Origin of the sequence: Mesorhizobium montanum (genome assembly GCF_033977145.1) — a bacterium.
Lineage (GTDB): Bacteria > Pseudomonadota > Alphaproteobacteria > Rhizobiales > Rhizobiaceae > Mesorhizobium > Mesorhizobium montanum.
Window position 1 is genome coordinate 93,262 of sequence record NZ_JAVIJF010000005.1, and the last position, 13,887, is coordinate 107,148.

At 63.5% G+C, this 13,887-nt stretch carries 11 protein-coding genes; 7 read left to right on the plus strand and 4 right to left on the minus strand.

Annotated elements, in window-relative coordinates:
- Positions 1–10: 10 nt before the first annotated feature.
- The 3 genes from cysD to cysQ are packed head-to-tail and all read left to right on the plus strand — an operon-like array spanning position 11 to position 3,649.
- Positions 11–916 carry a sulfate adenylyltransferase subunit CysD gene (gene cysD, locus RFM68_RS08330; protein WP_320232244.1) on the plus strand — a complete coding sequence of 302 codons (906 nt, stop codon included), beginning with the start codon at positions 11–13 and terminating at the stop codon, positions 914–916.
- 2 nt (positions 917–918) lie between these two features.
- Complete coding sequence (gene cysN / locus RFM68_RS08335) at positions 919–2,856, plus strand: sulfate adenylyltransferase subunit CysN (protein ID WP_320232245.1); 1,938 nt, start codon at positions 919–921, stop codon at positions 2,854–2,856.
- A gap of 10 nt (positions 2,857–2,866) precedes the next feature.
- The gene (gene cysQ, locus RFM68_RS08340) at positions 2,867–3,649 is read left to right on the plus strand and encodes a 3'(2'),5'-bisphosphate nucleotidase CysQ (protein WP_320232457.1); all 783 of its coding nucleotides are present in this window, start codon (positions 2,867–2,869) and stop codon (positions 3,647–3,649) included.
- A gap of 209 nt (positions 3,650–3,858) precedes the next feature.
- On the opposite strand, the gene RFM68_RS08345 is transcribed toward cysQ, so the two are convergent.
- From RFM68_RS08345 to RFM68_RS08360, 4 genes are all read right to left on the minus strand, one after another.
- Positions 3,859–5,028: a DegT/DnrJ/EryC1/StrS family aminotransferase gene (locus tag RFM68_RS08345; RefSeq protein WP_320232246.1), complete on the minus strand. Its 1,170-nt coding sequence runs from the start codon at positions 5,026–5,028 to the stop codon at positions 3,859–3,861.
- A gap of 306 nt (positions 5,029–5,334) precedes the next feature.
- Positions 5,335–6,258, minus strand: coding sequence for a carbohydrate kinase family protein (locus tag RFM68_RS08350; RefSeq protein WP_320232247.1), 924 nt, complete (start codon positions 6,256–6,258; stop codon positions 5,335–5,337).
- Positions 6,255–6,701 carry an RbsD/FucU family protein gene (locus tag RFM68_RS08355; RefSeq protein WP_320232248.1) on the minus strand — a complete coding sequence of 149 codons (447 nt, stop codon included), beginning with the start codon at positions 6,699–6,701 and terminating at the stop codon, positions 6,255–6,257. Before RFM68_RS08355 ends, RFM68_RS08350 begins: the two co-directional genes overlap by 4 nt.
- A gap of 2 nt (positions 6,702–6,703) precedes the next feature.
- Complete coding sequence (locus RFM68_RS08360) at positions 6,704–7,927, minus strand: ROK family transcriptional regulator (RefSeq protein WP_320232249.1); 1,224 nt, start codon at positions 7,925–7,927, stop codon at positions 6,704–6,706.
- A gap of 211 nt (positions 7,928–8,138) precedes the next feature.
- Here RFM68_RS08360 and RFM68_RS08365 point away from each other — a divergent pair, with 211 nt between their 5' ends.
- From RFM68_RS08365 to RFM68_RS08380, 4 genes are all read left to right on the plus strand, one after another.
- A complete protein-coding gene (locus RFM68_RS08365) occupies positions 8,139–9,167 on the plus strand; it encodes a sugar ABC transporter substrate-binding protein (protein ID WP_320232250.1) in 1,029 nt (342 codons plus the stop codon).
- Between the two features lie 192 nt (positions 9,168–9,359).
- Positions 9,360–10,436, plus strand: a complete 1,077-nt coding sequence (locus RFM68_RS08370; protein WP_320232251.1) for an ABC transporter permease — start codon at positions 9,360–9,362, stop codon at positions 10,434–10,436.
- Complete coding sequence (locus RFM68_RS08375) at positions 10,433–11,227, plus strand: ATP-binding cassette domain-containing protein (protein ID WP_320232252.1); 795 nt, start codon at positions 10,433–10,435, stop codon at positions 11,225–11,227. Before RFM68_RS08370 ends, RFM68_RS08375 begins: the two co-directional genes overlap by 4 nt.
- A gap of 132 nt (positions 11,228–11,359) precedes the next feature.
- Entirely contained in the window at positions 11,360–13,822 is a 2,463-nt protein-coding gene (locus tag RFM68_RS08380; RefSeq protein WP_320232253.1) for a glycogen/starch/alpha-glucan phosphorylase, read from the plus strand.
- Positions 13,823–13,887: the final 65 nt, after the last annotated feature.

A 13,887-nucleotide genomic window follows, 5' to 3' on the forward strand; every position in this document is an offset into this window, starting at 1 on the left:
TCGACAGTCCATGAATATCGCGCTCACGCATCTGCAGCGGCTCGAGGCCGAATCCATCCACATCTTCCGCGAGGTCGCGGCCTCTTTCTCCAAGCCGGTGATGCTTTACTCGGTCGGCAAGGATTCCTCGGTGCTGATGCATCTGGCGATGAAAGCCTTCTATCCGGCCAAGCCGCCCTTTCCGTTCCTGCATGTCGACACCACCTGGAAGTTCCGCGAGATGATCGCCTTTCGCGACCAGATGGCGCAGAAGCTCGGCTTCGACCTCCTGGTCCATGTCAACGAGGATGGCGTTCGCGACGGCATCAATCCCTTCGACCATGGTTCCAACACCCACACCCATGTGATGAAGACGGTGGCGCTGCGCCAGGCGCTCGACAAATACGGCTTTGACGCGGCTTTCGGCGGCGCCCGCCGCGACGAGGAGAAGTCGCGCGCCAAGGAGCGCATCTTTTCCTTCCGCAATGCCCAGCACGCCTGGGACCCGAAGAACCAGCGGCCGGAAATGTGGAAGATATTCAACACCCGCGTCGCGCCGGGCGAGTCGATCCGCGTGTTCCCGCTGTCCAACTGGACCGAACTCGACATCTGGCAGTACATCCTGCAGGAGAACATCCCGATCGTGCCGCTCTATTTCGCCAAGGAGCGGCCGGTTGTCGAACGCGACGGCATGCTGATCCTGAAGGACGACGACCGCATGCAACTGCGCCCCGACGAGGCGGTCGAGAACCGTCTGGTGCGCTTCCGCACGCTGGGCTGCTACCCGCTGACCGGCGCCATCGAATCGGACGCCGACACGCTGGAAGCAATCGTCGGCGAGATGCTGACCGCCCGCACCTCCGAGCGCCAGGGCCGCCTCATCGACCGCGACGAGACAGGTTCGATGGAAAAGAAGAAGCGCGAGGGTTATTTCTGATAATGCGCCACATCATGGCCAAGAGCCTCGCCCAGACCGACTCGATCCGCGACTACATGGCCACGCAGGAGAAGAAGTCGCTGCTGCGCTTTCTAACTTGCGGCTCGGTCGACGACGGCAAGTCGACGCTGATCGGCCGGCTGCTTTCCGACACCAAGCAGATTTTCGAGGACCAGCTTGCCGCGCTCGAGAAGGACTCGCGCAAGCACGGCACCACCGGCGACGACATCGACTTCGCGCTTTTGGTCGACGGGTTGGAGGCCGAGCGCGAGCAGGGCATCACCATTGACGTCGCTTACCGCTTCTTCGCCACGCCGAAGCGCAAGTTCATCGTCGCCGACACGCCCGGCCACGAGCAGTATACGCGCAATATGGCGACCGGTGCCTCGACCGCGGATCTCGCCATCGTGCTGATCGACGCGCGCCAGGGTGTGCTGCGCCAGACCCGGCGCCATTCCATCATCGCCTCGCTGCTCGGCATCCGCCACATCGTGCTTGCGGTCAACAAGATCGACCTTGTCGACTTCGACAAGGCCGTGTTCGACCAGATCGTCGCCGACTACGGCGCGTTCGCCCAGGAGCTGGGCTTCGTCAGCATTGTGCCGATCCCGATGTCGGCGCGCTTCGGCGACAATGTCACCAGCCGCTCGGAGCGCACGCCCTGGTATTCGGGGCCGTCGCTGATCGAGCATCTCGAAACCGTGTCGGTCGACGAGGTCGCGGTCGAACTGCCGTTCCGCTTCCCCGTCCAGTATGTGAACCGCCCGAACCTCGACTTCCGCGGCTTTGCCGGCACCATCGCCTCGGGCACGGTCTCTGAAGGAGACGAGGTTGTCGTCGCCAAGTCGGGCAAGGCGTCCCGGGTCAAGCGCATCGTCGCGCATGGCGGCGACCTCGAGCAGGCGGTTGCCGGCCAGGCGATCACGCTCGTTCTCGAAGACGAGGTCGAGGTGTCGCGCGGCAATCTGCTGGTCTCGCCGGCGGCACGTCCGCAGGTCGCAGACCAGTTCGCCGCCAACATCGTCTGGTTCGACGAGCAGGCCTTGCTGCCCGGCCGCTCCTACATCCTGCGCACCGAGACCGACCAGATCAGCGCCACCGTCACGGATCTGAAATACCGGGTCAACGTCAACGATTTCGCGCATGAAGCGGCAAAGTCGCTCGACATGAACGAGGTCGGCGTCTGCAACCTTTCGACCAGGGCGCCGATCGCTTTCGATCCCTTCGCGGAGAACCGCACCACCGGCGCTTTCATCCTTATCGACCGGATCACCAACGCCACTGTCGGCGCCGGCATGATCCTGCATTCGCTGCGCCGCGCTGAAAACATCCACTGGCAGTCGCTCGATGTCGGCAAGCGCGGTCGCTCCGATCTGAAGAACCAGCGCCCGGCCGTGTTCTGGTTCACCGGGCTGTCCGGTTCCGGCAAGTCGACCATCGCCAACCTGTTCGAGAAGAAGCTGTTCGCATCGGGACGCCACACTTATATCCTCGATGGCGACAATGTCCGCCACGGCCTCAACCGCGATCTCGGCTTCACCGACGCCGACCGCGTGGAAAACATCCGCCGCGTCGCCGAAGTGGCCAAGCTGATGGCCGATGCCGGGCTGATCGTCATTGTCTCCTTCATCTCGCCCTTCAGCGCCGAGCGGCGCATGGCGCGCGAGCTGATGGCCGAGGGCGAGTTCGTCGAAGTGTTCGTCGACACGCCGTTCGAGGAATGCGCAAGGCGCGATCCGAAAGGCCTTTACGCCCGCGCCTTGAGCGGCGAGATCAAGAATTTCACCGGCGTCGATTCACCCTATGAAGCGCCGGAGAAACCCGAAATCCACCTCAAGACGCTCGGCCGGAGCCCGCAGGAGATGGCGGAAGCCCTGGAACACTGGCTGACCGAGCGAGACATTGCCGAAGAGCAGTATGACAATGGCGGCGGTATCTGACGACGAAATGATGCTCGGCCTCTTCGAGCGCCTGGCACTCGAAGCCGGGCGCGAGGTGATGCGCGTCTTCCATGAAGGATGCGCCGTCGACAGCAAGGCCGATTCCTCGCCGGTCACGGAAGCCGATCGCGAAAGCGAGAAGATCATCCTTGCCGGCCTGCGCGCCGCCTATCCAGATATCCCTTGCGTGGCCGAGGAGGAGGTGGCGGCGGGCATCGCCACGCCCGATCTCGATGGTGCTTTCTTCCTGATCGATCCGCTCGACGGCACCAAGGAATTCGTCAACCGCCGCACCGACTTCACCGTCAACATCGCGCTGGTCCGCCATGGCGTGCCGGAAGTCGGCGTCGTCTTCGCGCCGTGCACGCGGCGCTTCTTCAGCGGACGGCCGGGCAAGGCCGAGGCGCTGGAAATCGACGGCGACTATCGCATTGCCGGTCGCCGGTCGATCAGCGTGCGGGAAGGAGCCACGCCGCTCGCCGTCGTCGCCAGCCGCTCGCACAACACGCCGGAAACCGAAGCCTTCATCCGCGATCTCGGCGCCGCCGAGATCGTCTCAATCGGCTCGTCGCTGAAGTTCTGCCTGCTTGCCGCCGCCGAAGCCGATGTCTATCCGCGCTTCGGCCGCACCATGGAATGGGATACGGCCGCGGGTGACGCGGTGCTGCGCGCCGCTGGCGGCATGACGCGCACGTTGGACGGCGAGCCGCTCGTCTACGGCAAGCGCAACCAGGCGAGCGACAGCGATTTCGCCAATCCGCATTTTATCGCGATGGGGAAGAGTGCTGCTTAAAGCGCCTGCGAACGGCAGCCTACCATCGCTTCGTCATCCTAGGGCGAAGCAAGGAGCGAAGCGACGCGCGCAGACCCTAGGATCCATGCCGTGACGCTAAGGCGTTGCAATGGTTATAGAATTCTGCTCCGCCGCGCGCTGCATGTAGGTCACGCCATGGATCCTCGGGTCAGCCCGAGGATGACGAAGGAAGGGTGCGCGGCCGCTCTTTAAGCCGCCGCTTCATGCGCCGAGTTCGACCCAATGTAATTGCGGATCGTCTCGATGATACGGTCCTGGTCGGCTTCGCTGAGATAGGCGTGCATCGGCAGGCAGAGGATCTGCTTCGGCAACTCCTCCGAGATGGCAAGCCCGGTCGGCGTGCGCGGATAATCGCGATAGGCCACCTGCTCATGCAGCGGCTTCACGTAATAGATCACCGACGGAATGCCTTTTTCGCCGAGATGCGCCTTCAGCCCGTCGCGCTTCGGCGTCTCGATGGCGTATTGCGCCCAGGCCGAGCGGCCGTGGCCCAGATTGCGCGACGCCTTGACGATGTCGCCGAGGCCGTTGGCATAGCGGTCGGCGACCGCCTGGCGCGCCACCATCTCGTCCTCGAGGATGGCGAGCTTCTCGATCAGGATCGCCGCCTGCAGCGTGTCGAGGCGCGAATTGATGCCGACGCGGACATTGTCGTACTGCGTCTCGCCCTTGCCGTGGAAGGCGAAGGACCTGAGCTTGTCGGCCAGCGCACCGTCATTGGTGAACATCGCGCCGCCGTCGCCATAGCAGCCGAGCGGCTTGGCAGGGTAAAAACTGGTCGAGCCGACATGGCCGAAGGCGCCGCACATCTTGGCGTCGGCGGAACCGCCGATCGCCTGGACGTCGGCCGAACCGCCCATCGACTGCGCGGCGTCCTCGATCACCAGGAGGTTCTCGCGCTTGGCGATCGCCATGATCGCCTCATAGTCGGCGGAGAGGCCGAACAGGTCGACCGGGATGATCGCCTTCGGCTTCAGCCGGTCTTCCTTCTTGATCATCTCGATCGCTGCCTCGAGGCTGGCGATGTCGATGTTGTAGGTGTCGCGGTCGACGTCGACGAAGACCGGCTCGGCTTTGGCCAGCGCCACCACCTCTGCCGTCGCGGCAAAGGTGAAGCTCGGCACGAACACCGCGTCGCCCGGACCGATGCCGGCGGCAAACAGCGGCAGAAGCAGCGCATCAGTGCCGTTGGCGCAGGCGACGACATGCTTGACGCCGATATAGGCCGCGAGCTTGTTCTCGAATTCGGTGACCTGCGGCCCCAGGATATAGCGGCCGTCCTCGACGACGTGGTCGATAGCGGCTTTCAGCCGGTCGCGGATTCGTTCGCGCTGCGCGCCAAGATCGATGAACTGCATGTTGGCCTCGAATGGGTTCACAAAGTCTTGGAGCGTCACTTCCGTGCGGCCGGTCGGACGCACGTCGCTCCAATAAAACGGCCCGCTGGTAACAGACTTGGCGCGGCTGAGAAAGCCGACCGGGTCCGGGGCAAATTACTTATGCGCCGCAGCCTGTTACCGATCTTGCCGGCGCAATGCTTGAAAAAGCCGGAAATCCGAGCTTTGCGAGGCGCTTGCGGGCTCTCTTAATAGCAGCGTTCCGTTGTTGGGAAACATAAAGTGATCGGTCGGGGAGGGCGGTTTCACGCCCATCCCGATGCCGGATCAGGCGATTTCATGCCGCCACGGCGGGTTGGCGCCCGCCCGCGACACCGTCACCGCGGCCGCCTTGGCGCCGAGTTCCAGCGCCTTGCGGATCGCGTCCTCAGGCAGGTTGCCGATCGCCGCCTTGTTGAGCAGGCCCTGCTCGTGCAGCGAGGCGAGGATGCCGGCATTGAACGTGTCGCCGGCGCCGACCGTGTCGACCACCTTGACCTTCTGCGGCACGACCGTGACCTTGTGCTCCTGGCTGTAGCCGACGGCGCCTTCGCTGCCATGGGTGACGACGATCAGCTTCGGCCCGCGATCGAGCCAGTTGCGGACGACGTCCTCATGCGAGCCCGCTTCATCGAACCATTTGAGGTCCTCGTCGGACAGCTTGACGATGTCGGCCATCGCCATCATCTCGCGGATGCGCCGCAGATGCTTGGCCTTGTCCGGGATGAAGTCCGGCCGGATGTTGGGGTCGAGCATCATCACCCGGTTCTCGTATTCGCGCCGCATGAACTCCTCATAGGCCGATCCCGCCGGCTCCGAGATCAGGCTGATGGCGCCGAACAGCATCGCCTCGATTTCGGTGCCTAGTTTCGGCAGATCCTCGATGGTCAGCATACGCCCGGCGGTATTCTCGTCATAAAAAGTATAGGTCGCCTGGCCGTTGGTAAGCCGCACGAAGGCGAGCGTCGTCGGACGCGGCGAGGTATGCGCATAGGTGGAACTCACCTTGCTCGCGCCGAGCGCCTCGCGGAACTGGCCGCCGAACAGGTCGGCGGAGAGGCCGGAGAAGAAGCCTGCGGGAGCGCCGAGCCGGCCGAGCGCGATCGCCGAATTGAACACGGCACCGCCGACATAAGGCGCGAAGGCCGCTTCGCCTTCCGTCGTTATGCGCGGCAGCATGTCGATCAGGGCTTCGCCACAGCAAAGGATCATGTCGTCTTGGTCTCCGGCGGATGGATCACGCCCTTGCGGATGATGATGTTGGCAAACAGCCTGGGTTCGCTGGTCGCAACGATTGCGTGCGCAGCCTTGACGCGTGCATAGAAGTCGGGCCCGGCCAGCGCAACCACCTTATGGCCCGGCGCGCGTTTGGCGCAAACCGCTTCCATCTCGCGATGCACGGGGTCGGCCAGCGCCGGGTCGCCCTTCACCGAGGCGCGGAACAAAGCCTCCGGCACCGCCTCATCCACCGGCAGCACGCTGAGCACGGCGTCAAGGACGGCAATGACATGGTGGCCGTCCACGCGGATCAGCCGCCGCGCCTGTTCCTCGGCCGGATAATTGCCGTCGACGATGGCGATCTCGTCGCCATGGCCCATTGCCCGCAGCGTCGCCAGGAACTGGGGGCCAAGCAGCGGCGGGATGCCGATCAGCATGGTCAGGCGCCCCCGGACGTGTTCGGTCCGATCAGGAAGCGTTCGGAAAGCGGCAGGCTGGCGCCGCCGAGCGCCCGCGCGTGGATACCGACGGTTCCCTCGCGCACGAAGGGCAGCTTCAGCCCCTCGGCGTCGATGCCGGCAATGGCCTGCCTGATTGCCTCGACGAGCCGGCGCCGAACATCGAGCGGCATCCAGCCGTCGATCACCGCCGCTTCGAAATCGATGACCGACGAGGCCGCGACGATAGCATAGGCAAGCGCCCGCGAGGCGCTGGCGATCCACGCGTCGAGCTCGGCGCCGATCTCGCCCCATTCCTGCGGCGAGGTCCACAGATAGGAGCCGTCGATGCCCTTGGCGGAAAGCGCCTTCTCCAGCATCGCGATCGAGGCGACGTCGATGAGCTGCGCCGGCTTGCCGTCCGGCCCCGGGACCGGCATCGAGCCCAGCGCGCCGGCATTGCCTTTCGGTCCGCTGTAAAGGCGGCCGTTGAGCACGATGCCGCCGCCGGCAAAGGCGCCGATGTAGAAATAGACGAAGTCGCGCGCCGCACCCGCCTGGCCGAAGACGAGCTCGGCGCCACAGGCCGAAGTCGCGTCGTTCTGCAGGTAGACGGGAAAGTCGCACTGCGCCTGGATGTCGGTGCGGATGTCGCGATGGCGCCATTCGTCCATGATGTCGCGCGGCGCGCCGGCCGTATCGGCCCAGTTCCACAGCTCGAACGGCATGGCGATGCCGAGACCCGCAATGCGCTTGTCCTGCGCCGGCGTCAGTTCGCCACGCATCTTTTTGATCCCATCGGTGACGAACTCGACGGTCTCGCGCGGTGCTGGATAGCGATAGGAATTCTGCAGCATGGCGCGCACATTGCCGAGAAAGTCGATCAGCACCAGCTCGGCGCTGCGGCGGCCGATCTTGAGGCCGATGAAAAAGGCACCTTCCGGGTTGAGCGCCATCGGGATCGAAGGCTGGCCGATCTTGCCGCGCAGCGGCGCCTGGCGCACGAGCAGCTTGTCTTCCTCGAGCTCGCGCATGATGACTGACACCGTCTGGGCCGACAGGCCGGTCATGCGCGCAATGTCGGATTTGGCCAGGCTGCCATGCTGGCGCACCAGGGATAGCACGAGCCGCTCATTGTGGTCGCGCATGCCGCTCTGGTTGGTGCCGCGATGCAGCCGGCTTTCCAAAGCCTTGGGCGAACCGCGCCTCGCAATGCCGGTCTCCACCCTGTTCCTCCCGTCGGTTTCCCCTTCGATGCTTTTCGTTCAGAATGAGTGAACAGCGCAAGAGTGTCAATAATAAATAAGAGTGATTTAATTATTGACAGATGTTGCGGACTGGTATTGTTTTGACATTGCGCTCACGCTGGGAAAAATTCGGTGAGCGCTCCGCAGGCGCCGGTTGGCCGGCGCTGGAGTGTTTCACTGGGAGGAAATCATGCGTAAATGGACTATCCTGAAGGCAGCCGTTGCCGGCCTTGCCTTTTATGGCGCGATGGCCACGGCCTCGTATGCCGCCGACATCGTCGGCCTGATCACCAAGACCGAAGGCAACCCGTTCTTCGTCAAGATGCGAGAGGGCGCGCAGGCCAAGGCCAAGGAACTCGGCCTCACGCTGCAGACCTTTGCCGGCAAATTCGACGGCGACAATGACAGCCAGGTCGCCGCAATCGAGAACCTGATCTCGGCCGGCGCCAAGGGCTTCGCCATCGTGCCGAGCGATTCCAGCGCCATCGTGCCGACCATCAAGAAGGCGCGCGACGCCGGCCTTCTGGTCATCGTGCTCGATACGCCGCTCGATCCGATCGATGCCGCCGACGCGACTTTCGCCACCGACAATTTCAAGGCCGGCGAGCTGATCGGACAGTGGGCCAAGGGCACGCTGGGCGACAAGGCCTCGAGTGCCAAGATCGCCTTCCTCGATCTCGCCACCAACCAGCCGACCGTCGACTACCTGCGCGACCAGGGCTTCATGAAGGGCTTCGGCATCGACATCAAGGATCCGAAGAAATACGGCGACGAGAGCGATGCGCGCATTTGTGGCCATGAGATGACCGGCGGCGCCGAGGACGGCGGCCGCACCGCCATGGAAACGCTGCTGCAGAAATGCCCGGACGTGAGCGTGATGTACACGATCAACGAGCCGGCGGCGGCCGGCGGCTACCAGGCGCTCAAGGCGGCCGGCAAGGATGACGGCTCGGTGCTGGTGGTTTCGATCGACGGCGGTTGCCCGGGCGTCAAGAACGTCGCGGCCGGTGTCATCGGCGCGACCTCGCAGCAATATCCGCTGAAGATGGCCGCCATGGCCATGGAAGCGATCGAGAAATTCGCCAAGACCGGCGAGAAGCCGAAGCCGACCCCCGGCAAGGAGTTCTTCGACACCGGCGCCACGCTGATCACCGACAAGCCCGTCAAGGGGGTCGAGTCGATCGACAGCAAGAAGGGCGCGGAACTTTGCTGGGGCTGATGCCTTCCCAGAGCATGATCCCGAAAAGTGGGAACCGGTTTTCGGAAAAGATCATGCTCCAACAATGAGTTAGATCAGGATGACAATTCAACCAAATTTCGTCCTGATCTCACCCGCAATAACGGACTAAACTCACTGAAAGGGCGGCTCCGGCCGCCCTTTCCCGAAACGGGACCCTTGGGAGGGATAGAAATGAGCGACGACGCAACCGGCTCGGTCTCCGCCGAGCGCGGCCTTCACGGCAGCGACCATTCCGTGGCGAGCTTCGACGAAGACCGGGGCTCGGCCCTGAAGAACGTCCAACGCTTCCTGCATGAATATCCTACGGCCATTCCCTTCATCGTGCTGGTCATCGGCATTTTGATTTTTTCGGTTGCCGCGGGCGGACGGTTCTTTGCGCCGTTCAATCTTTCGCTTGTGCTGCAACAGGTCACCATCATCGCCTTCCTGGGCATCGCCCAGACGCTGGTCATCCTGACAGCCGGCATCGATCTTTCGGTCGGCGCCATGATGGTGCTGTCGTCCATCGTCATGGGCAGGCTGACCGTCACTTACGGCGTGCCGGTCGAATTGAGTTTTGTGCTGGGCCTGCTTACGGGTCTTGTCTGCGGCCTGATCAACGGCGTGCTGGTGGCGGTGATCAAGCTGCCGCCGTTCATCGTCACGCTCGGCACCTGGAGCGTCTACGGCGCGATGGTCATCTACGTCTCGCATTCCGAAACCGTGCGCGCCCAGGACATCGAGGCGGCCGGACCGCTGCTGCAGTGGCTGGGACACACGATCAGGTTGGGCGGCGGTGCCGTGTTGACCTACGGCGCCATCGCCATGATCCTGACAGCAATCATCATCTGGTATGTGCTGAACCGCACGGCCTTCGGCCGCCATGTATACGCCACTGGTGACGACGACGAGGCCGCTCGCCTGGCCGGCATCAACACGCGCGGCGTGTTCATTGCCGTCTACACGCTTGCCGGCTTCATCTGCGCTATTGCCGCCTGGGCGCTTATCGGCCGCATCGGTGCGGCGAGCCCGCTCGGCAACCAGACCGCCAATCTCGATGCCATCACCGCCGTGGTGATCGGCGGCACCTCGCTGTTCGGCGGCCGCGGCTCGATCGTCGGCACGCTGTTCGGGGCGCTCATCGTCGGCGTCTTCCGCAACGGTCTGGCGCTCGCCGGCGTCGATTCGCTGTGGCAGGAGTTCACCGTGGGCATCCTCATCATCCTCGCCGTCACGATCGATCAGTGGATCAGGAAGATTTCGGCATGAGCACCCAGTCCATTCCTCAGGTCCCCATCCTTCAAGGGAAAGGCCTCAACAAGCGCTACGGCCGGGTCGTCGCGCTCGACAATGCCGATTTCGACCTGATGCCGGGCGAGATCCTCGCCGTCATCGGCGACAACGGCGCCGGCAAGTCGACGATGGTCAAGGCGCTCTGCGGAGCTGTCATCCCGGACTCCGGCACGATCGAGCTCAACGGCCAGCCGGTGCATTTCCGCTCGCCGATCGAGGCGCGCATGGCCGGCATCGAGACCGTCTACCAGAACCTGGCTCTGTCGCCGGCGCTGTCGATCGCCGACAACATGTTCCTCGGCCGCGAGCTGCGCAAACCCGGGTTTGCCGGGCAATGGCTGCGCCGGCTCGACCGCTCGGCCATGGCGCGCATCGCCCGCGAAAAGCTGTCCGAACTCGGGCTGATGACCATCCAGAACATCAACCAGTCGGTCGAAACGCTGTCGGGCGGCCAGCGCCAGGGCGTCGCGGTGGCGCGTGCCGCGGCCTTCGGCAGCCGCGTCGTCATCATGGACGAGCCGACGGCGGCGCTTGGCGTCAAGGAAAGCCGCCGCGTGCTGGAATTGATGCTCGATGTCAAGAAACGCGGCCTGCCAATCGTGCTCATCTCGCACAACATGCCGCATGTCTTCGAGGTGGCCGACCGCATCCATATCCATCGCCTGGGTCGTCGCCTCGCCGTCATCGATCCGAAGCAATATACAATGTCCGACGCCGTCGCCTTCATGACCGGCGCGAAGTCGCCGCCGGAGGTGCTGGCGGCATAGTCGCGCCCTAATGCCGCGGCAGACGCAGTCGCAGTCGCCTAAATCGATTGAAGATATGCTGCGATGCACTAGGATAGGGCTGGGAGGAATGGTGAAAGCCGGTATGATCAGGCCAATTGAACGAGAGGCAACATGACGCGCGCTATGACGACCGAAGTTCCCGCTCTCGAAAATTCCGATCCCAAGACGCTTGCCGAAGAAGTCTTGATGTCGCTCAAATACCGGGTCGGCAAGGACACCGCCGTTGCCACCCCCTATGACTGGCTGACCGCTTCGATCAAGGTGGTGCGCGACCGCATCGTCGACCACTGGATGGAGGCGACCAAGGAAGCCTACGACCAGCAGGAAAAGCGGGTCTATTATCTCTCGCTCGAATTCCTCATCGGCCGCCTGATGCGCGACGCCTTCTCCAATCTCGGCCTGATGGAGAACATGCGCGAGGCGCTGTCCTCGCTCGGCGTCGACCTCGACCTGATAGCGACCCTGGAACCGGACGCAGCGCTCGGCAATGGCGGTCTCGGCCGGCTTGCCGCCTGCTTCATGGAGAGCATGGCGACCGTCGATATCCCGGCCCATGGCTACGGCATTCGCTACGCCAACGGCATGTTCCGCCAGGAAATCCACGGCGGCTGGCAGGTCGAACTGCCGGAGACCTGGCTCGACCACGGCAATCCGTGGGAGTTCGAGCGGCGCGAGCGCTCCTTCGAGGTCGGCTTCGGCGGCTCGGTGGAATCGGTCACCTCCAAGGACGGCCGGCTCGAACGCCATGTCTGGAAACCGACCGAGCATGTGCTGGCCGTTGCCTACGACACGCCGGTGGCGGGCTGGCGCGCCAACCGCGTCAACACGCTGCGGCTGTGGTCCGGCATGGCGATCGACCCTATCCTGCTCGACAAGTTCAATGCCGGCGACCACATCGGCGCGCTTGCCGAAAGCAACAAGGCCGACGCGCTGTCGCGCGTGCTCTATCCGGCCGATTCCCATATGGCCGGGCAGGAGCTGAGGCTGAGGCAGGAATATTTCTTCTCGACCGCTTCGCTGCAGGACATCGTCCAGCGTCATTTGAGCCAGTATGGCGACCTCAAGTCGCTGCCCGACAAGGCAGCGATTCATCTCAACGACACCCATCCCGCGGTCGCCGTGCCGGAGCTGATGCGGCTTTTGATGGATGTCCACGGCATGGACTTCGACCAGGCCTGGGACGTCACCAAGCGCACCTTCGGCTACACCAACCATACGCTGCTTCCCGAGGCGCTGGAAAGCTGGCCGGTTCCGCTGTTCGAACGCTTGCTGCCGCGCCACATGCAGATCGTCTATGCCATCAATGCACAGGTGCTGCTCGAGGCCCGCGCGACCAACCAGTTCTCGGGTGAGCAGATCGCCCGGATTTCGCTGATCCAGGAAAATGGCGATCGCCGCGTGCGCATGGGCAATCTGGCTTTCGTCGGCTCGCATTCGATCAACGGCGTCTCGGCCTTGCACACTGAGCTGATGAAGGAGACGGTGTTCGCCGATCTCCACAAGCTCTATCCCGACCGCATCAACAACAAGACCAACGGCATCACGCCCAGGCGCTGGCTGATCCAGTGCAATCCGGGGCTGACCTCGCTTGCCCGCGAGGCGATCGGCGATCGCTTCATGGACGACATCGAAGCCATCAAAGAGCTCGATCCTCTCGCCGATGATGCCGCTTTCCGCGAAAAATTCGCCGCCGTGAAGCGGCAGAACAAGGCCAGGCTCGCCAACCTCGTCGCCGACCGGCTCGGTATCAGGCTCGACCCGTCGGCGCTGTTCGATATCCAGGTCAAGCGCATCCACGAATACAAGCGCCAGCTGCTCAATATCCTGGAGGCGATCGCGCTCTACGACCAGATACGCTCGCATCCCGAGCGCGACTGGATGCCGCGAGTGAAATTCTTCGGCGGCAAGGCGGCGCCCAGCTATCACAACGCCAAGCTGATCATCAAACTGGCCAACGACGTCGCAAAAGTCATCAACGGCGATCCGTCGGTGCGCGGCCTGCTGAAAGTGGTGTTCGTGCCGAACTACAATGTCAGCCTGGCCGAGGTGCTGATGCCGGCCGCCGACCTCTCCGAGCAGATCTCGACCGCCGGCATGGAGGCGTCGGGTACCGGCAACATGAAGTTCGCGATGAATGGCGCGCTCACCATCGGCACGCTCGACGGCGCCAATGTCGAGATGAAGGAACATGTCGGCGACGACAACATCTTCATCTTCGGCCTCACCACGTCGCAAGTCGCCGAAAGGCGCAACAATGGCTATGATCCGCGTGCGGTTATCGAGGCGTCCCCTGAACTGGCGCAGGCTGTCGCGGCGATTTCGTCCGGCGTCTTCTCGCCCGACGATCCGGGCCGCTACCGCGACCTGATGAACGGCCTCTACCAGAGCGACTGGTTCATGGTTGCAGCGGATTTCGATTCCTACGCCGACTGTCAACGCGAAGTCGATGCGGTGTGGCGCGACAGCCCCGACTGGAACGCGCGCGCCATCCGAAACGTTGCCCGCATGGGCTGGTTCTCGTCCGATCGCACCATCCGCCAATATGCGAAAGAAATCTGGAACGTGCCTGTCTGATGTGATTGCATGAGGTCACGAACAATGTGGTCGCCCAAAAGTGCGTAGCGGTTTTGGGGCAACGG